This is a genomic window from Intestinibacter sp., assembly GCF_022780145.1.
GTDB lineage: Bacteria > Bacillota > Clostridia > Peptostreptococcales > Peptostreptococcaceae > Intestinibacter.
Genome location: NZ_JALEXO010000155.1, coordinates 1 through 19,636 on the forward strand (window position 1 = coordinate 1; position 19,636 = coordinate 19,636).

The 19,636-nt window shown below is 30.0% G+C and carries 16 protein-coding genes and 1 other annotated feature; all 16 genes read left to right on the top strand.

Going from position 1 to position 19,636, the window contains the following annotated elements; genetic code table 11:
- Positions 1 to 571 (top strand): porphobilinogen synthase (gene hemB / locus MR593_RS06080; protein ID WP_290690864.1); only part of this gene is annotated, 571 nt, incomplete at its 5' end.
- 371 nt (positions 572 to 942) lie between these two features.
- A complete protein-coding gene (sstT, locus tag MR593_RS06085; protein ID WP_290690866.1) occupies positions 943 to 2,172 on the top strand; it encodes a serine/threonine transporter SstT in 1,230 nt (409 codons plus the stop codon).
- Between the two features lie 267 nt (positions 2,173 to 2,439).
- Positions 2,440 to 2,580 carry a hypothetical protein gene (locus MR593_RS06090; protein WP_290690868.1) on the top strand — a complete coding sequence of 47 codons (141 nt, stop codon included), beginning with the start codon at positions 2,440 to 2,442 and terminating at the stop codon, positions 2,578 to 2,580.
- 26 nt (positions 2,581 to 2,606) lie between these two features.
- Complete coding sequence (locus MR593_RS06095; protein ID WP_290690869.1) at positions 2,607 to 4,160, top strand: ATP-binding protein; 1,554 nt, start codon at positions 2,607 to 2,609, stop codon at positions 4,158 to 4,160.
- 116 nt (positions 4,161 to 4,276) lie between these two features.
- Positions 4,277 to 4,852 (top strand): precorrin-2 dehydrogenase/sirohydrochlorin ferrochelatase family protein, encoded by a 576-nt coding sequence (locus MR593_RS06100; RefSeq protein ID WP_290690870.1) that lies wholly within the window; start codon positions 4,277 to 4,279, stop codon positions 4,850 to 4,852.
- Between the two features lie 97 nt (positions 4,853 to 4,949).
- Positions 4,950 to 5,156 (top strand) — a binding site (T-box leader).
- A gap of 168 nt (positions 5,157 to 5,324) precedes the next feature.
- Positions 5,325 to 6,359: an N-acetyl-gamma-glutamyl-phosphate reductase gene (gene argC / locus MR593_RS06105; RefSeq protein ID WP_290690872.1), complete on the top strand. Its 1,035-nt coding sequence runs from the start codon at positions 5,325 to 5,327 to the stop codon at positions 6,357 to 6,359.
- A 30-nt stretch (positions 6,360 to 6,389) separates the two neighbouring features.
- On the top strand, positions 6,390 to 7,607 hold the full coding sequence (gene argJ / locus MR593_RS06110; RefSeq protein WP_290690874.1) for a bifunctional ornithine acetyltransferase/N-acetylglutamate synthase: 1,218 nt from the start codon (positions 6,390 to 6,392) through the stop codon (positions 7,605 to 7,607).
- A gap of 39 nt (positions 7,608 to 7,646) precedes the next feature.
- Positions 7,647 to 8,495: an acetylglutamate kinase gene (gene argB, locus MR593_RS06115; protein WP_290690876.1), complete on the top strand. Its 849-nt coding sequence runs from the start codon at positions 7,647 to 7,649 to the stop codon at positions 8,493 to 8,495.
- A gap of 81 nt (positions 8,496 to 8,576) precedes the next feature.
- On the top strand, positions 8,577 to 9,767 hold the full coding sequence (locus MR593_RS06120; protein WP_290690878.1) for an aspartate aminotransferase family protein: 1,191 nt from the start codon (positions 8,577 to 8,579) through the stop codon (positions 9,765 to 9,767).
- A gap of 174 nt (positions 9,768 to 9,941) precedes the next feature.
- Positions 9,942 to 10,619 (top strand): DUF2711 family protein, encoded by a 678-nt coding sequence (locus tag MR593_RS06125; RefSeq protein WP_290690880.1) that lies wholly within the window; start codon positions 9,942 to 9,944, stop codon positions 10,617 to 10,619.
- A 57-nt stretch (positions 10,620 to 10,676) separates the two neighbouring features.
- A complete protein-coding gene (locus MR593_RS06130; RefSeq protein WP_290690882.1) occupies positions 10,677 to 11,021 on the top strand; it encodes a TIGR04076 family protein in 345 nt (114 codons plus the stop codon).
- A gap of 23 nt (positions 11,022 to 11,044) precedes the next feature.
- On the top strand, positions 11,045 to 11,665 hold the full coding sequence (locus MR593_RS06135; protein WP_290690884.1) for a class I SAM-dependent methyltransferase: 621 nt from the start codon (positions 11,045 to 11,047) through the stop codon (positions 11,663 to 11,665).
- A gap of 30 nt (positions 11,666 to 11,695) precedes the next feature.
- A complete protein-coding gene (locus MR593_RS06140; RefSeq protein WP_290690886.1) occupies positions 11,696 to 12,163 on the top strand; it encodes a VOC family protein in 468 nt (155 codons plus the stop codon).
- Positions 12,164 to 12,173: 10 nt separating this feature from the next.
- Positions 12,174 to 13,094, top strand: coding sequence for a LysR family transcriptional regulator (locus tag MR593_RS06145; protein ID WP_290690889.1), 921 nt, complete (start codon positions 12,174 to 12,176; stop codon positions 13,092 to 13,094).
- Between the two features lie 135 nt (positions 13,095 to 13,229).
- The gene (locus tag MR593_RS06150) at positions 13,230 to 14,573 is read left to right on the top strand and encodes an MATE family efflux transporter (RefSeq protein ID WP_290690890.1); all 1,344 of its coding nucleotides are present in this window, start codon (positions 13,230 to 13,232) and stop codon (positions 14,571 to 14,573) included.
- 462 nt (positions 14,574 to 15,035) lie between these two features.
- Positions 15,036 to 19,553, top strand: coding sequence for a glutamate synthase large subunit (gltB, locus tag MR593_RS06155; protein WP_290690892.1), 4,518 nt, complete (start codon positions 15,036 to 15,038; stop codon positions 19,551 to 19,553).
- Positions 19,554 to 19,636 lie beyond the last annotated feature (83 nt).

Genomic DNA, 19,636 nt, shown 5'->3' on the forward strand with positions numbered 1-19,636 from the left:
AGAAGACGGATATGTAGATAATGACAAGACATTAGAATATTTATCAAAAATAGCAGTAAGCTATGCTAAAGCAGGTGCAGATATGGTGGCGCCTTCTGATATGATGGATGGAAGAATAGGTGCACTTAGAAATGCATTAGATGAAAATGGATTTGAAACTGTAGCTATAATGGCATATAGTGCAAAATACGCATCAGCATTCTATGGACCATTCAGAGATGCTGCAAATTCAGCACCAGCATTCGGTGACAGAAAAACATATCAAATGGATCCAGCGAACTCTAATGAAGCTATGATAGAAGCAGACTTAGATATAGAAGAAGGTGCAGATATAATAATGGTAAAACCAGCGCTTTCTTATTTAGATATAATAAGAAGATTTAAGGATAATTATGATTTACCAATAGCTGCTTATAATGTAAGTGGAGAATATTCTATGCTAAAAGAAGCAGTTAAAAAAGGTCTATTAAATGAATCTGCTATTTATGAGGCTGTAATGTCTATAAAGAGAGCTGGGGCTACAATAATAATTACTTACTTTGCAAAGGACTTAGCTAAGATAATTGACTAAAAAATAAAATTTTACTTATAAATTTTTTATAATAAAAAATATAAAAAAGTTGGTGAAACTCTTCCTATAAAAAATTTCGAAAAGGAAGAGTTTTTTTATGTAATTGATTGGAATTGCTAAGATTGTAACGATAAATTAGATAAAAATTGATAATAAGAAATATAAAAAAATTAATTTACTAAAAATTTAAAATAAATTAAAAATACATATATATTGGAAAATTAGAACTTTTTATTTTGTTATGGTAAATAAAAGGGAAATATTGTATAGTATTTGATAGATATGAAGGAATAGTACGATAAAATAAGGAACGTGAAAAGGATTTCTTCATACTAAATGTGTATAAAATATGCAAGGGGGATTAAAGGTACATGAAAGGCATTATAGAAAAATGGAATAGCATTAGTTTAGTAAAACGTATTCTTTGCGGTTTAGTAATTGGTGCTATATTAGGTGTAGTTGCTAAGCAAGCTACAGTTATAGGACTTTTAGGGGAATTATTTGTTGGAGCATTAAAGGCTGTAGCTCCAGTATTGGTATTTTTCTTAGTTATGGGATCATTAGCACAACATAAAGATGGTCAAAAAAGTAATATGGGTACAGTTATAGGTTTATATTTAATAGCTACTTTTGCAGCTGCTTTAGTAGCAGTTGTAGGAAGCTTCATATTCCCAGTTACAGTTAATTTAGGAGCAGCAGCAGCAGCAGAAGGAGCAACAGCACCTGGTGGAATAGGTGAAGTATTAAAAACTTTATTATTAAATGTAGTTAGTAACCCAGTTAAATCAATAGTAGAAGCTAACTATATAGGTATATTAGCTTGGGCTTGCATATTTGGTTTAGCTTTAAGAAAAGCTTCAGACAAAACTAAAGCATTATTAGCAGATGTTTCAGAAGCAGTAACACAAGCAGTAAGATGGGTTATAAGCTTTGCTCCATTTGGTATAATGGGATTAATGTATACTTCTATATCAACAAGTGGTATGTCAATATTCGTAGACTATGGTAAACTACTTGCTTTATTATTAGGATGTATGGTATTCGTTGCATTAGTAGTAAATCCATTAATAGTATTCTTAAACATAAAACAAAATCCATATCCATTAGTATTTAAATGCTTAAAAGATAGTGGTATAACAGCATTTTGTACTCGTAGTTCAGCAGCAAATATACCAGTTAACATGGAATTATGTAAAAACTTAGGATTAAATGAAGATAACTATTCAGTATCAATTCCTTTAGGTGCTACTATAAACATGGGTGGTGCAGCAGTTACAATATCAGTATTATCTTTAGCAACTGTACATACTTTAGGAATACCAGTAGATATTCCAACAGCTTTAATTCTTAGTTTACTTTCAGCAGTTTCAGCATGCGGTGCTTCTGGGGTAGCTGGTGGATCTTTACTACTTATACCATTAGCTTGTAGTTTATTCGGTATATCAAGTGATATAGCAATGCAAGTAGTTGGTATAGGATTCATAATAGGGGTTATCCAAGACTCTTGTGAAACAGGACTTAACTCTTCAACAGATGCTTTATTAACAGCAACAGCTGAGTTTAAACAATGGAAAAAAGAAGGAAGAAAGCTTCCTATCTAGTAACAAATTAAGATTGAAAAAAATTATTTAAATTAGAATACTAAAAAGGCTATTACGAAGTAGATAACTATTTTGTAATAGCCTTTTATAATTTGTAAAAAGTTATTTTACGCAGAATTGTTTTTATTGTTATAATAATAGAGTTATTGAAGTTATAATTATGAAACTTAATTTTATTTATATAAAAAATTTATTTATAAAAAAGGATATTAAGATGTTGTGGGTAAAATAATTTATTAGAAGTCCAATTAGAAAGGAGGCACAGTAATGAAAACAATAAAAGAGATTTTAAATATATTAGAGCAATTAGATGAAAGAATTGCTGATGAATTTGAAGGTCAAGATTTAGATTTTAAAGAATGGGTATCAAATAATGCAGATGAAAAAAAAATTATAAAGCCCCAATAGATATAATTGTTGAAGGCTGTGTATCTATGGCAAATGGGGGAGGCGGAAGCATTGTTGTTGGAATAAAAGATAAAAAATTAGGAAAAAATAATGTAATAATTGGAGTTCCACAAAATATAAATCATTTTGATATAATGCAAAGAGTATTTGAAAGAACAGATCCTCATATAACACCACAAATAGAAATTGTAGATGTAAAATATGGAACAGGGAAAATTCTTGTTGTAAATATACTTCCTGGTAATCCTCCATATACAGAAACAAATGGATCTGCAAAAATAAGAGTAGGAAAGTCTTCGGTTCCATTAACTGGTTCATTAAGAGGAAAAATAATTACTGAATCAGGAGAAAGTGATTTTACAGCAGAATTAATAGATGAAAATTATAAAAAGTTAATATCGCCTAGTGCAATGGAAAAAGTTAGAGATATAATGGAAAAAGAAAGAGCAGCAGAAGAATTAAAAGAAATGAATGACGAAGATTTATTAATATCTATAGGAGCTTTAAGAGATAATAAAATTACGAAAGGTGCATTACTGTTAGTTGGAAAAGAACAGTATATACAAAAATATATACCATATTATAATTGGGATTATAGAAAGATGTTAAGTGATACTGATTATAGTGTAAAAGATGGAGGAAAAACTGCAATACCAATTGGTTTATGCGATATTGAGAAATATGTAAATACAGATAATCCAATAACAACAATTCAAGTTGGATTTGTTCATCCTGAGATTCATAGATATCCGCAAATTGCACTTAGGGAAGGAATATTAAATTCATTTTTACATAGGGATTTTAGAATTTCTGGAAGTACGTTAGTTAAACAATATACTAATAGAATTGAAATCAGTAATCCAGGAACTTTTATAGGAGGAATAACTCCTAATAATATATTACACCATCCATCTAAAACAAGGAATCCACATTTAGCTGATTTAATGGATAAATTAAAATTAGTAAATAGAAGTAATTTAGGAGTACCAAGAATTTATAAATCATTATTATCAGAAGGTAAAGAACCGCCTCAGTATAGAGAAATTGGAAAATCTGTAGAATTAATAATTAATGCTTCAAATGTTTCTGTTGAATTTTTAAATCTTTTAAACAATATAAAAAAAAATAATCATATACTAGATGTAGATCATTTGATTATATTGAATTATTTAATGAAACATAGGGAAATTAATTTATCTGAAGCTAGTAGAATAACACAAAGAGGAATTGAGCAAGCGAGGGATGTTTTAAGTTATATGGAAAATCAAATAGAAGTAATTGAATCAAATGGTAATACAAGAAATAAAAAATATATGATGTCATATAAAGCGTATGATTTATTAGGTGAAAGTACAAAATATTATAGAGATAGAGATTTAGATGATATGAGTGCTAAAGCTATAATACTATCAACTTTAAAAGACAGAGATAAGCTAACTAATTCTGAAATAAGGCAAATTACTAGCTTTAATTCTAAAAAAGTTATTAGATTAATGAAGGAATTAGAAAGAGAGGGTGTTAAATTAACAGGAAAAGGTAGAGGTTCTTATTATTATTTAGACAATAAAAATAGTAAATAGTATAATAAACGAGACAAATGGGACAATAAACGAGACAATAAACGGGACAAATGGGACAATAAACGAGACAAATAGTAAAAATAATGAGTAATAAGTACGAAAAGAGAGATTGAAAAATGCTTTATCCAATAAATTTAAACATAGATAAAATGAAAATAACAATAATAGGTGGAGGAAAGATCGCGTATAGAAAGGCGACTAATTTCTTAAACTTTAATAAAACAGTGACAGTAGTATCAAATGAATTTATAGAAGAATTTGAAGAAATAAAAGAAAAAATAGAAATGATTTACGATAAATACGATGAAAAATACATAGAGGATTCTTTTGTAGTAGTCGCAGCAACTAACAATAAACAGATAAATCATGAAATCGGAGTTTATTGCAATCAAAACGGAAAGCTAGTCAATGTAGTAGACGACAAAGAGCTTTCTAATTTTACAGTTCCATCATATGTGAAACGAGGAGAATTGCTTTTAAGTGTATCTACAGGTGGCAACAGTCCTTCGCTATCAGCGAAGATAAAACGAGAATTAGAAGAAAAATACGACGAGTCATATGAAGAGTACATAGAGCTTTTAGGATTAGCACGAAAAAAAATAATCGAAGAAAATAAAGATATAAAGGAAAGAAGAAATAAAATTAAAGCATTAATCGATTTATCAATAGATGAACTTAAAGAAAAAATTTAATTCATAAAATAAAAATAATTTATTGACATAATTTTAAAAGTTCTATATTATTTTATATATATAACTTAGTAATATGACTATTTAAAATATAAATAATATAGATTCGATGATAAAGAGAGTAACGTAAGCTGAATTTATAGAGAGCTTGGGATGGTGGAAGCCAAGTAAGGATACTTATAGTGAAAAGAGCTTTGGAGAATGTCTCCAGAATTTTAGTAGGGAGACAGGTAATCTTGCCTTAAAAGAGTAGAGTGGATAAGTTTCTTATCAATAAGAGTGGTAACGCGGAATATTCGTCTCTTGGTTTTTTAACCAAGGGACTTTTTTAATATATTAATTTAGTACGCATGAATTTGATTTAGGAAACTTATCAATGAGAGTGGTACCGCGGAATTTCGCCTCTTGAATAAATTTCAAGGGGCTTTTTTGATAAAAATAATTTGTAAAAAACGATAAAGGGGATTTGAATAAAATGAGTAAAGTAAAAGTAGGAATAATAGGAGCAACAGGATATGTAGGAGTAGAATTAATAAGATTATTAAATGCTCACCCACATGCGGAAGTATCAGCTATAGGATCAAACTCTTTTGTAGATAAAAGCATAACAGAAGTTTATCCAAGTGTAGGTATAGGAAACGATATGAAATGTATGAATAATGAGGATGTAATAAAAAACAGTGATTTTATATTTACAGCTTTGCCACATGGAGTTAGCCAAGAATTTGTACAACAAGCAGTTGAAGAAGGAAAAAAAGTTGTAGATTTAGGTGCAGATTTTAGATTAAAGGATGAAGAAATCTATAAAGAATGGTATAATGTATCTTTCATAGATAAAAAATTACATGAAGAGGCTGCCTATGGTCTTTGTGAACATTATAAAGACGAAATAAAAAATGCAAGAATTGTAGCTAATCCAGGCTGTTATGTAACTAGTATATCATTACCTCTTATGCCATTATTAAAATCTAAATTAATAAAAAAAGATGGTATAGTAGCTGATTCAAAATCAGGAGTAACTGGAGCTGGTAGAGGACTTACATTACTTAGCCATTATCCAGAAATAAACGAAAATATGGCTCCTTACAAAATAGGAAACCACAGACATACTCCAGAAATCGAACAAAATTTAACTGATGCAGCTGGTGAACCAGTAGAAATAGTATTTACTCCAATATTATCACCAATGAATAGAGGAATATTATCAACTATTTACTGTGAAAAGGCTGAAGGTGTTACAGTAGAAAAGATACAAAATGAATTGGCTGATTTTTACAAGGATAAACCATTTGTAGATGTGTTACCATTAGGACAAGTAGCAACAGTAAAACATGTTAGATTATCAAATAAATGTGCTATATCTGTACATGAAAATAAATCAAAAATAATTATTTGTTCAACAATAGATAATATGGTTAAGGGTTCAGCTGGACAAGCTATACAAAATATGAACTTAATGCTTGGATTTGATGAATGTGAAGGTCTAAGCACAATGGCAACAGCCTTTTAATAAATAAACACAAGGAGGACAAGAACATTGATGGAAATCATTAAAGGTGGAGTTACAGCTGCTAAAGGATTTACAGCATCTGGAATGCATGTAGGTCTTAGAAGAAACGTAGAAAAAAAGGATATTGCACTTGTATATTCAGATACAATGTGTAATGCAGCTGCAGTTTTCACTCAAAATAAAATAAAAGCAAATCCGATATATGTTACAAGTAAACATATACAAGACGGAAAGGCACAAGCAATAATTATAAACAGTGCAAATGCAAATACTTTTAATGGTAAAGAAGGATTAGATCATGCCTTCAGAATGGCAAATGCAACAGCTGAAGTATTGAATTTAAAGCCAGAAGATGTTTTAGTAGCATCTACAGGTGTTATAGGAGAACCATTAAAAATAGATTTAATAGAAGCTAATGTCGGTGAATTAGCTAGTCAACTTAGCAAAAGAGGCCATATGGCTGCTAGAGAAGGCATAATGACAACTGATATGATTAAAAAGGAAATAACAGTATCAATTGATATAGATGGCAAAAAAGTTGTCGTAGGTGGGATGGCTAAAGGTTCAGGAATGATACATCCGAATATGGGAACAGTGTTAGCTTTCATAACATCAGATATAGATATAGATCAAGGCTTATTACAAGAAGCATTGAGATATGCTACAAACAAAAGCTTCAATAGAATAAGCGTCGATGGTCAAACAAGTACAAATGACATGGCTATAGTTCTAGCAAATGGAAAAGCTGGAAATACTAAAATAACTGAAAAGGACAGAAATTACGATACATTTTTACAAGCTTTAGTTTATATATGTACAGAGCTTGCTAAATTAGTAGCTAGAGATGGAGAAGGAGCTACAAAGCTTATAGAATGTGTTGTAGAAGGAGCTAAAACAGAAGAAACTGCAGCTAGATTATCAAAGGCAGTAATAACTTCTACTATGGTCAAAGCAGCAGTATTCGGTGCAGACGCAAACTGGGGAAGAATATTATGTGCTATAGGATGTGAAGGCTCTGAGTTTGATCCTAACAAGATAGACATAATATTTGAAAGTAAAAAAGGCTATGTAGAAGTTTGTAAAGATGGGGAACCATTACAATTTAACGAAAAGAAAGCAAGAAGTATACTGGAAGATGATGAAGTAACTATAATAGTAGATCTTCAAATGGGGGACGAAAGAGCCAACGCTTGGGGATGTGATTTAACGTACGAATATGTTAGAATTAATGGTAGTTATAGAAGTTAGATAACTAAAATATAAAGTCGAAATTGGGGATGAATAGTTATGAAATTTAATGATGACAAAGCAAAAATGTTAATTGAAATGCTCCCATATATTGAAAAGCATAGTGGAAAAACTATGGTAATTAAATATGGTGGAAATGCAATGAAAAACGAAAGATTAAAAGAATCTGTTATGGAAGACATAATTCTTATGAGTTATGTTGGTATAAACATAGTTGTGGTTCATGGTGGAGGACCAGAAATAAATAAAATGCTAGACAGATTAAAAATACAAAGCGAATTTATAAATGGTTTAAGATACACAGATGAGGATACAATGGAAGTTGTACAAATGGTTCTTGCAGGAAAGGTTAACAAAGAATTAGTTTCAAAAATAAACCAAAGAGGTGGAAAAGCAGTAGGTCTTTGTGGTATAGATGGAAACATGTTAGTTTGTGAACCGACAAAGGAAGACTTAGGATATGTAGGCAAAATAGTTGAAGTAAATCCACAAATAATAAGAGACAACCTTGATGCTGGATATATTTCTATGATAGCTACAATAGGAGCTGATAGAGATGGTCAAGTTTACAATATAAACGGGGATATAGCAGGTTCTGCAATAGCAGGGGCACTTAAGGCAGAAAAATACATCCTTTTAACAGATGTACCAGGTCTATTAGAAGAGCCTTCAATGGATGATAGTTTAATATCTCATGTATATAAAGAAGACTTACCAATATTATTTGAAAATGGAGTTATAACAGGTGGAATGATTCCAAAGATAAATAGTTGTATAAGTGCATTAAATCAAGGTGTAAAAAAAGTTCACATCTTAGATGGTAGAGTGAGACATTCACTTCTAACTGAATTATTTACAGATGCAGGGGTAGGAACTTTAATAGATTAATTTTTACAGTGTTTAATAAAAAAATATTTTAGAAAATTTAGGGATAATAATTAATATATTGAAAAAAGGGAGATGTTTTAAATGGAATTAACACCAAAAACTCAAAAAATACAAGATAAATGGGACGCCAATTTTATGAAAACTTATGCTCAAATACCTGTTGTTATAGATAAAGGTCAAGGAGCTACTGTAACAGATATAGATGGAAAAGAATATGTAGATTTTTCTAGTGGTATAGGTGTTTCTGCTTTAGGATACGGTCATCCAGAGCTAACTAAAGCTATACAAGAACAAGCTGCAAAATTACTTCACAGCTCAAATATATTCTTCAATGAACCACAAGTAAATGCAGGGGAAAAAATAATAAAATTAAGTGGATATGATAAAGTATTCTTCTGCAATTCAGGTACAGAAGCAAATGAAGGTGCTATGAAAATAGCTAGAAAATACAGCGATTTAAAATACGGTGGAGATAGAGGTACTGTTTTAAGTTTAAATAAATCTTTCCACGGTAGAACAATGGCATCATTGATGGCTACTGGTAAAGAAGCTTACCATAAATATTTCTATCCACTACCAACTGGATACAAATATGTAGATAAAAACGATATAGAAGCATTTAAAGAAGCATTAAAGGATGAAACTATATGTGCATTTATATTTGAAGCAGTTCAAGGTGAAGGTGGAGTTTATCCAGTAGACAAAGATTTCATAGAAGAAGCAGTTAAGCTATGCCAAGAAAAAGACATCGTAGTAATATGCGATGAAGTACAAGCTGGTATGGGTAGAACTGGTAAATTATTTGGATTCCAAAACTTCGATATAAAACCAGACCTAGTTACAATGGCTAAAGGATTAGCAGGTGGTATTCCAGTTGGTGGAATATTAGCAGGAGAAAAAGTATCAAATGTTTTAGTTCCTGGAGATCATGGTACAACATTTGGTGGAAATGCATTAGCTATGGCAGCTGCAAATGTGGTTTTAGATGAATTAGCTAAACCAGAATTTTTAGATGATGTAGCTAAAAAAGGTCAATATATAATGGATACTATAAAATCTTGGAAATTAGATGAAATAGTTGAAGTCAGAGGAAAAGGTCTAATGATAGGTGTTGAAATAAAAGGAAAATCTGCTGATGTTGAAAAAGCAGCTGCAGAAAAAGGATTATTAGTTTTAACAGCTGGAGAACATGTAGTTAGATTATTACCTCCACTTGTGATAACAATGGACGAAATAAACAAAGGATTAGAAGTATTAAAAGCTTGTTTATAAGATTTATTTTATTCTAATTAATTTTGAAATTAAGATCCTATAAAATTAATATTATGGCTTATAGAAACCTTGAGGTTGTACTTGAGGTTTCTATTTTTATATAAATTAATACTTGTTTATAGGTGATTTAAAACATATACTTTAACTAAATAATTGAGGAGGTTTGATGAAATAGTGGAATATATATGGTTTGAATATGATAAACCAATTAAAAGTCAACTGCCGGAACCTTTTAAAGCAGTAGCTATAATTTTAAGCTCGTTCATAAGTATGCCACTAAATTGGACAAAGTCCAATAGAAAATATGAATATGAGCATATATTTCCAACTTTAGATCAAATTAAGCAATGTGGAAAGCCTGTTACTTGGCAAGAAATTATGAAAAAAAGTAAATTTAAGGATTACAGTGAGCTTGCATGGGGATTAGTCACTTCTATAGCTACTTTAAAAGAAGAATATAGGAATCAGTTTTTAGCTGATAAAATTAATTTAAATGAGGATGAATACTATCCTATAGAAGATAATTTGTCTATATTTTTAATTAAAGATTTTGTGGATGTTCTTACTTCTAAAGGAGCTAAAAAAATTAGTTTTTCAAATACGATTTTAGATGTAAACAAAACACTAGAAGTCAATGAAGCGAATTGTATAGAAATATGTAAATTATGTGAAGAGTATCCTGAAGTAATGATATATGATAATAACTTGGATTTTGCGTTTTTAAGTGTATATGACTCTTTTATAAATTTATTTCTTGCAAAAGAAGAAAGCGATATCATTGATGTATTAAATATTAAAAAATGGGAAGGGTTTATATGTGATAATAATACAAGGATACGCTGGTTTTTATAATTAGAAACATAATATAGTTATAATATAAGAAAATAAGTTTTATATGGAGGGAGAAAAATGAAGAAAGTAAAGATAACAGTATTAAAGAAAAATTTTGATAAGGAATTAGCTGCAGAATATGGAGTTGAAGGATTAACTGCATGTCCTATGCTTAAGGAAGGACAAGTTTTTTATGCTGATTATGCAAAACCTGAAGGTCTTTGTGATGAAGCATGGAAGGCTATTTATCAATATGTATTTGCTTTATCACATGGAGCTGGAAATGAATTGTTTTATTATGGAGATTGGATAAGAAAGCCAGGTGTTGCAATTTGTAGTTGTAATGACGGATTAAGACCAGTTATTTTTAAATTAGAAGCTACAGATGAAGAATCAAAGATAAATTATGAACCTATAAAATAGTTTGTTATATAAAGGAGGTCAGTATGAAGGAAAATCCATGGAACAATATAGATTTAGATGATTATGAAAATCATATGAAGTTAGACTCTGTAAAACAGTTACAAGTTATGAATAATATAATGTATGATCAATTTTATAGTTATAATACTCCTAATATCATGATACTTGGTATTGCTGGTGGAAATGGGCTAAATCATATAAATGCTGATAAAATAGAAAAAGTATATGGGATTGATATTAATAAGGACTATTTAGATGAATGTAAAAAGAGATATCCGAATTTAGATAATATATTTTGTCCACTTCAGATAGATTTGCAAGATGAAGATGCAGTTTTTCCAAATGCAGATATAGTAATTGCAAATTTATTGATTGAATATATAGGATATGATAATTTTAAACGAGTTATAAAAAAGGTAAATCCAACTTATGTATCTTGTTTAATCCAAATAAATCAGGATTCTACTTTTGTATCTGATTCACCGTATCTTGATGTATTTAAAGATTTAGATCAAATTCACCATCAAATGAGCGAAGAAGAACTTACACAATCTATGCAAAGTATAAATTATAATATGATTTACATAAATGAAAGTGAATTACCTAATGGCAAGAAATTAGTACGTTTAGATTACAAAAGATAAAATTATGAATTAGAGTAGGAGTGATGAAATTTGAAATTTACAAGTACCTTGATTGCTGTTTCGGATTTAGAAAAATCGAAAAGGTTTTATCAAGATGTGTTGGGATTAGATATTATAGCTGACTTTGGGGCAAATGTGACTTTAACTGGTGGAGTTGTGTTGCAAACACTTGAAACATGGAAACAGTTTATAAATAAGAATGAAGAACAGATTATTTTTAAAAATAACTCGATGGAACTATATTTTGAAGAGGATGATATGGATAAATTTATTGAAAAACTAAATAAATTTAAAGATATTGTATTTGTTCATGAGTTGATTGAACATAGCTGGGGACAGAGAGTTGTGCGTTTTTATGATCCTGATATGCATGTAATTGAAGTTGGAGAAAATATAAAGATGGTCGTAAAAAGATTTATTCAAAGTGGGCTTTCTATAGAAGAAACAGCAGTTAGAATGGATGTATCTGTTGAGTTTATAAATTCATGTTTAGAATAGAGGTATAGATATGTTAAATGTAAATCAATTACAGTATTTTGTAGTAAGTGCAGAGCAAGGTAGTTTGAGTAAGGCAGCAGAGGTATTATATACTTCTCAGCCATATGTAAGTAAAATGATAAAATCTTTAGAATCATATTTAGGTATGGAATTGTTTGAAAGGACTCCGAGGGGAGTTGCACTTTCAAAGGATGGTGAAAGAATATACGCATATGCGAAAAATATATTGAAAAACGTTGAATTAATAAATTACTCTAAGAAAAACAAGGGAGAATCGCTGTTTTCCATAGCAACAAATCCTAGCAGCAAGATGTCTGAGTTATTTTCAAAATTTTATAATGATAAAAAATTTGAAAATATCAAGTTTAAATATATAGAAGGGGGAGTAGAAAAAATTATAAATGCAGTAGATAATGAAGAAGTGCAAATTGGCTTTGTATTTGTTCCTAAGAACAAGACAAAAGCATTTAAACAATTACTAGAAAGAAAAAATCTACAGTTTGTTTTGTTAGCTAAAACAGATATAATTTTATCTGCAGGAAAAAATAGCCCTATATATAATTCAGAATATGTAGAAATAGATCAATTAAAACATCTGAAGTTTATTCAATTAGAGGAAGATTATTTTACCTTAAACGATATATTAAGCAGTTCAATATCTAGTGAAAAAAACAATACATATTTAGATTATCAAGTTATAACGAATAGTGATCATGCTATGATCAAGCTATTAAATTCTTCAGATTTATGCAATATAGGAGGATGTTGGTTTAAGGGATCATATAAAAACGAGGAAATAAGAATGATACCGATTAGAGGGTATGAGAAATATTTAAATTTTGGTTACATAAAGCATAAAAATAGATATTTAAATAAAGAGGGAGAAGAATTTGTTTCATACATAATGAATATCGTAAAAGATAACATATAATTTAATAACATTTTGTTATTGGGTTATATGTTTTTTGTTATACCTTTGACATGAATTTTTGACAATACTTCATATTATATAATAATGATATTCTTTATCTAGAATAAAATTATTAGGTAATATGAGGTGATATACATGCAAGCAAAGTGCGAAATAGATATGACTTGTGGAAATATTTCAAAGCAATTATTAATATTTACTTTACCAATTCTTCTGTCTCAGATTCTGCAACAGTTTTATAATATAGCAGATACATCGATTATAGGACATTATATTGGAACAGATGCATTGGCTGCTATTGGTTCTACTGGACTTTTAATATCTGTTATAGTGAATTTTTTTATAGGATTATCTACAGGTGTAAGTTCAGTTATAGCAAATCAGTTTGGAGCACATACATATGATAAGCTCAAAAAAAGTATATCCACATCTCTTGCAGTTAGCACTATTTTAGGAGTGGTATTTACTATTTTAGGTTTTATATTTATGAAACCTATGATAATTTGGCTTCAAACTCCAAAAAATGTATATTATCTAGCAGTAGATTATTTAAATATATGTTTTTTAGGAATAACATTTCAATTATTGTATAATATAGGAACTGCAATATTGAGGGCACTTGGTAATACGAAGGATCCACTTTACTTTTTAGCGTTTTCGTGTGTGTTGAACCTAGTATTAGATATTTTATTTGTTGTAAGCTTTAGATGGGGCGTAAAGGGTACAGCTATTGCTACCTTGTTCTCTCAAATTTTAGCCACTATTTTGGTTTTATGGAAATTAACTTGTTTAGATCAAAAATTTAAAATGGAATTAAAAGGGCTTAAAATTTATAAAGGATATACAAAAGATATATTTTTGGTAGGAATACCAGCCGGATTACAAGCAATTTTTATGAGTATATCATCTTTGATTATACAATCTAGTATAAATTCTTTCGGAGCTGAAGCTATGGCTGGAATGACTGTATTTGCGAAGATTGAAGGATTTTTATATTTCCCATTGTTTTCTTTAGGATTGGCAGTGACTGGATTTGTAGGACAGAATTTTGGTGCTAAAGAATATGAAAGAGTAAAAGATGGTATAGGTATAAGTTTAAAATTGAGCGTTTTTATATCACTTATCTTTATAATAGTTTTAAATATATTTGCACCGTATATATTGAAGCTATTCACTACAGACAGTGAAGTTATAAAGGTGGGACTTGATAGTATAAGGATAGTTTTTCCTTCATACGTGTTTTATGCTATGAATCAAATTTATATAGGAAGCTTACGTGGCGTCGAAAAAACTTTTGAGCCTATGGTAATATCTTTATTTGCCCATTGTATTTTTAGAATAATTTGGTGTTCTGTATTGCTTAATTATTTTTATGATATGAAGGTTATTTACACTAGCTATTCTGTAAGCATTGTTTTGATGTTATTTTTACTTTATAGATCTTATAAAAAGCATATTTACAATAGATACTTTGTATAAATTTATTTGAAAATAAAACCATAGATATGATTTTTTTATTAATCTATGGTTTTTATAATTCATAGAAAATTATATTTATTTAAAGATTATGAATAAGTCAATATTAATTATGCATTTTTATGAAGTTATCGAACTTATTGTATCGATTGATAAAAAATCGATATTATGAATTTTTATGATAACGTTTTCTTTATTTATATTAAAAAAAGGAAATAATGCAGTATAAAAAAAGTATTTATATTACGATACATCATAAACAATCTATATTTCCAAATTAATAATTACATCTAAATTTGATTTTACATAAAACAAAAAGATGAAATATTAAAAAATAAAAATGAAATATTTTTTTAAAAAATTGCATTTTTCTGAAAACTTCATTATAATATATACTACATTATCAAATTGAGAGATAGATTTATTTATATAAATGTATGCAATATACTTAGAGGAGGAGCTATTATGGAAGTAAAACAAAGCGTACCAAATATCGGGTTACCAGAAAAACAGGGATTGTACGATCCAAGATTTGAAAAAGATAATTGTGGTATAGGTTTTATTGCCAGCATAAAGGGCGAAAAATCACACGAGATAGTAGAGAAGGGATTATTAATTTTACAAAATTTATCACATAGAGGAGCAACAGGGTGTGATGAAACTACTGGAGACGGTGCAGGTATAATGATTCAAATACCTCATGAGTTTTTTAATAAAAAATGCAATGAAAACAAGATAGATTTACCAGATGAAGGAAAATATGCAGTAGGTATGGTATTTTTACCTCGTGAATCTGATGAAGATTTAGAGTGTGAAGGTATTTTTGAAACTATATTAGCAAAAGAAGGATTAAAGCTTCTAGGATGGAGAGATGTTGAAGTAGACCGTAATGCCATCGGTGAAATCGCAAAAGGTAGTGAACCTTTAATAAAACAAGTATTTATAGATAGAGGAAATTATACAACAGAAGAATTTGAAAGAAAATTATTCATAGTAAGAAAGAAATGTGAAATAGAAGTTAGAAACTCAACTATGCACAACAAAGGTTATTTCTATATACCAAGTTTATCTAGCAGAACAATAATATACAAAGGTTTATTATTAGCTAGACAAATAGGAAGTTTCTATAAAGATTTGAAAGACCCAGATTTCAAATCTGCATTAGCGTTAATACATCAACGTTATTCAACAAATACATTCCCAACTTGGGACTTAGCACAACCATTTAGATATTTAGCTCATAATGGAGAAATAAATACAATAATGGGTAATAGAAACTGGATGCATGCAAGAGAAGGTGTTTTAGAATCAGATAAATTTAAAGATGGTTTGGAAGAATTATTCCCAATATTAACTCCAAACTGTTCTGACTCCGCAACACTTGATAATGCATTTGAACTTTTGATAGCTACAGGAAAATCTCTAACTGAGGCAATGACAATGCTTATACCACAAGCTTGGTATGGAAATGAACTTATGGATCCAAAAGAAAAAGCTTATTATAATTACCATGCGACAATAATGGAACCTTGGGATGGACCGGCAGCTATAGCATTTACAAATGGTGTTCAACTTGGTGCATTATTAGATAGAAATGGTCTTAGACCATCTAGATATACAATAACTAAAGATGGATTTGTAGTATTAGCATCAGAAACTGGTGTATTAGAAACAGATCCAGCAAACGTAGAATATAGTGGACGTCTAGAACCAGGTAAGATATTCATGCTTGATTTGGAACAAGGAAGAATAATTCCAGATGAAGAAGTCAAAAAAGAATTATTTGAAGTATATGATTATGAATCTTGGCTTGAAAGAAATAAATTAACTATGGATATGATTCCAAAACCTTCATACATACCAAAAGGTGATGAGGATACTTTACTACAAAGACAACAAGCCTTTGGATATACATATGAAGATATGAAAATAGTTTTAGCACAAATGGCTAGAGATGGAAGAGAGCCTCAAGGCTCTATGGGAGATGATACTCCACTTGCAGTTTTATCTAAAAAGCCACAATTGCTTTATAACTATTTCAAACAATTGTTTGCCCAAGTAACAAATCCGCCTATAGACCCAATAAGAGAAGAGTCTATAATGAGTTTAGTTACTATAATTGGACAAAAGGCTAATTTACTTGATAACGATAAAAAAGATTATACATTTATACAATTAGATAATCCTATATTATCTGATGTTGATTTGGAAAAAATCAGTAAGATAAATAATCAAAGTTTAAGAGCAGTTAAGATACCTATGTTATTTAGGGCACCAGGTACAGGAAAAGATTTAGTTGAAGCGCTTGATTTACTATGTCAAAGAGCAAAAGATGCGATATTAGAAGGCTATAATATAATAATTTTATCTGATAGAAACATAAATAAACAACAAGCTCCAATACCTGCATTATTAGCTACTAGTGCTCTACAACACTATCTAATAAAAAATAAATTGAGAACTAACGTAAATATAATTCTAGAAACAGGTGAAGCAAAAGAAGTAATGCATTTTGCTTTATTAATAGGATATGGTGCAACTGCAATCAATCCTTACTTAGCTTATGAAACTATAGACCAATTAGCTAAGAAGCAATTATACGTTGGAAATAAATCTAAGGAAGAATTAAAAGAAAACTATAGACAAGCAATATGCAAAGGATTATTAAAGATAATTTCTAAGATGGGTATATCTACTATACAAAGCTACAGAAGTGCGCAAATATTTGAATGTATAGGTATAAATAGTGATGTAATAGATAAATACTTCACAGGAACACCTACAAGAATAGAAGGTATAGGACTTGATACAATTGCTAAAGAAACTTTAACAAGACACGAAAGAGCTTATAACAAGCTTAGAAATCCAATAGATACATTGGAACTTGGTGGAAAATACAACTACAGAAGAAATGAAGAAAAGCACATGTTTAATCCTTATACAATAACTACTCTACAAAAGAGTGTTAGAGAAAATGACTACAAGTTATTTAAGGATTTCTCAAAAGCTATAGATGATCAATCAGAAGAATTATGTACTATTCGTGGTCTTCTTAAATTTAAAGAATCAGAAAGTATACCAATAGAAGAAGTAGAACCAGTTTCAGAAATAGTAAAAAGATTCGTAAGTGGTGCGATGAGTTTCGGTTCACTTAGTAAAGAAGCTCATGAAACACTAGCAACAGCTATGAACACTTTAGGTGGTCGTTCAAATACTGGTGAAGGTGGAGAAGATTCTAAGAGATTTAAGACTATAACAATGAGTGCTACAAAACAAGTTGCATCTGGTAGATTCGGTGTAACTGCTGAATATCTAGTAAATGCAAAAGAACTTCAAATAAAGATGGCTCAAGGTGCAAAACCTGGTGAAGGTGGACGTCTTCCAGGGCCAAAAGTAAATGAAAAAATAGGTCAAGTTCGTCACGCTATTCCTGGAATAGATTTAATATCACCACCACCACACCATGATATATATTCAATAGAAGACCTAGAACAATTAATACACGACTTAAAGAGTGTAAATCCAGAAGCTAATATATCAGTAAAATTAGTTTCAGAAGTTGGTGTAGGTACAGTAGCAGCAGGTGTTGCAAAAGCAAAAGCTGATTTAATACTAATATCAGGATATGATGGAGGTACAGGTGCAGCTCCTTATACTTCAATAAGATACACAGGAGCACCATGGGAACTTGGACTTTCAGAAGCTCATCAAGTTCTTATGTTAAATAACTTGAGAAGTAGAGTTACATTACAAGTAGATGGGCAAATGAGAACAGGTAAAGACGTAGTAATTGCTGCTTTACTTGGAGCTGAAGAATTTGGATTTGCAACTACTCCACTTGTAGTTATGGGATGCATGATGATGAGAAAATGTCACTCTAATACTTGCCCAATGGGTGTTGCTACACAAAATCCAGAGCTTAGAAAGAAATTCAAAGGTAAAGTAGAACACGTTATAAATTACTTCACATTTGTAGCTACAGAAGTAAGAGAAATAATGGCTCAGCTTGGATTTAGAACTATAGATGAGATGGTAGGTAGAGTAGATAAATTAGAAATAAATGAACTTCTAAAGAATGAAAAAACTAAAGATTTAGATTTTTCTTCTATACTTTACAGACCTAACCTACCACAAAGAATTGTTGGTAGAAAAATAATGGATCAAGATCATCATATGGACGAAGCATATGATTTACAATTAATCGAATTTGCTAAAGATGCTTTAGAAAATGGAACTAAAGTAACTGGTGACTTCAAGATTAAGAATATAAATCGTACAGTAGGAACTATGTTAAGTGGTGAAGTAGCTAAACGTTATGGAGCAGAAGGTTTACCAGACGATACTATAACTTTAAACTTAACAGGTAGTACAGGACAAAGTTTCATGTCATTCGGTATGAAGGGTATAACAATAAATCTAACAGGAGATTGTAATGACTATGTAGGTAAAGGTCTTTCTGGAGCTAAGATAAAAGTAAAACTACCTGAAGAATGTACTATAAAAGCTGATGAAAACATAATAATAGGAAATACAGTTTTATATGGAGCAACTAGCGGTGAACTTTATGCTAATGGTAAAGCTGGTGAAAGATTTGCAGTCAGAAATTCAGGTGCAACAGCTGTAGTAGAAGGTGTTGGAGACCATGGATGTGAATATATGACTGGTGGAACAGTAGTTATATTAGGAGAAACAGGTAGAAACTTTGCAGCAGGTATGAGCGGTGGAACAGTTTATGTATACGATAATAAAAATAAACTTAAATCAAGATTAAATCCTGGAACAGTTAAAGGTGCAGATGTAGAAGCTTTAATAGATACAGAAGATGAAAATGTTGTAAAAGATTTAATTCAAAAACACTACGAATATACTGACAGTAAAAAGGCAAAACAAATACTAGACGATTGGGATAATGAAAAATTAAACATAGTAAGAGTTATACCTAAGATGTACAAGAAATTAATAAGTGAATATCAAGCAGTATAAGGGGGGACAAACATGGGAAAAGAAACTGGTTTTATAGAATATGAACGTGAGAATCAGAGCAAACGTCCTGTAGAAGAACGTAT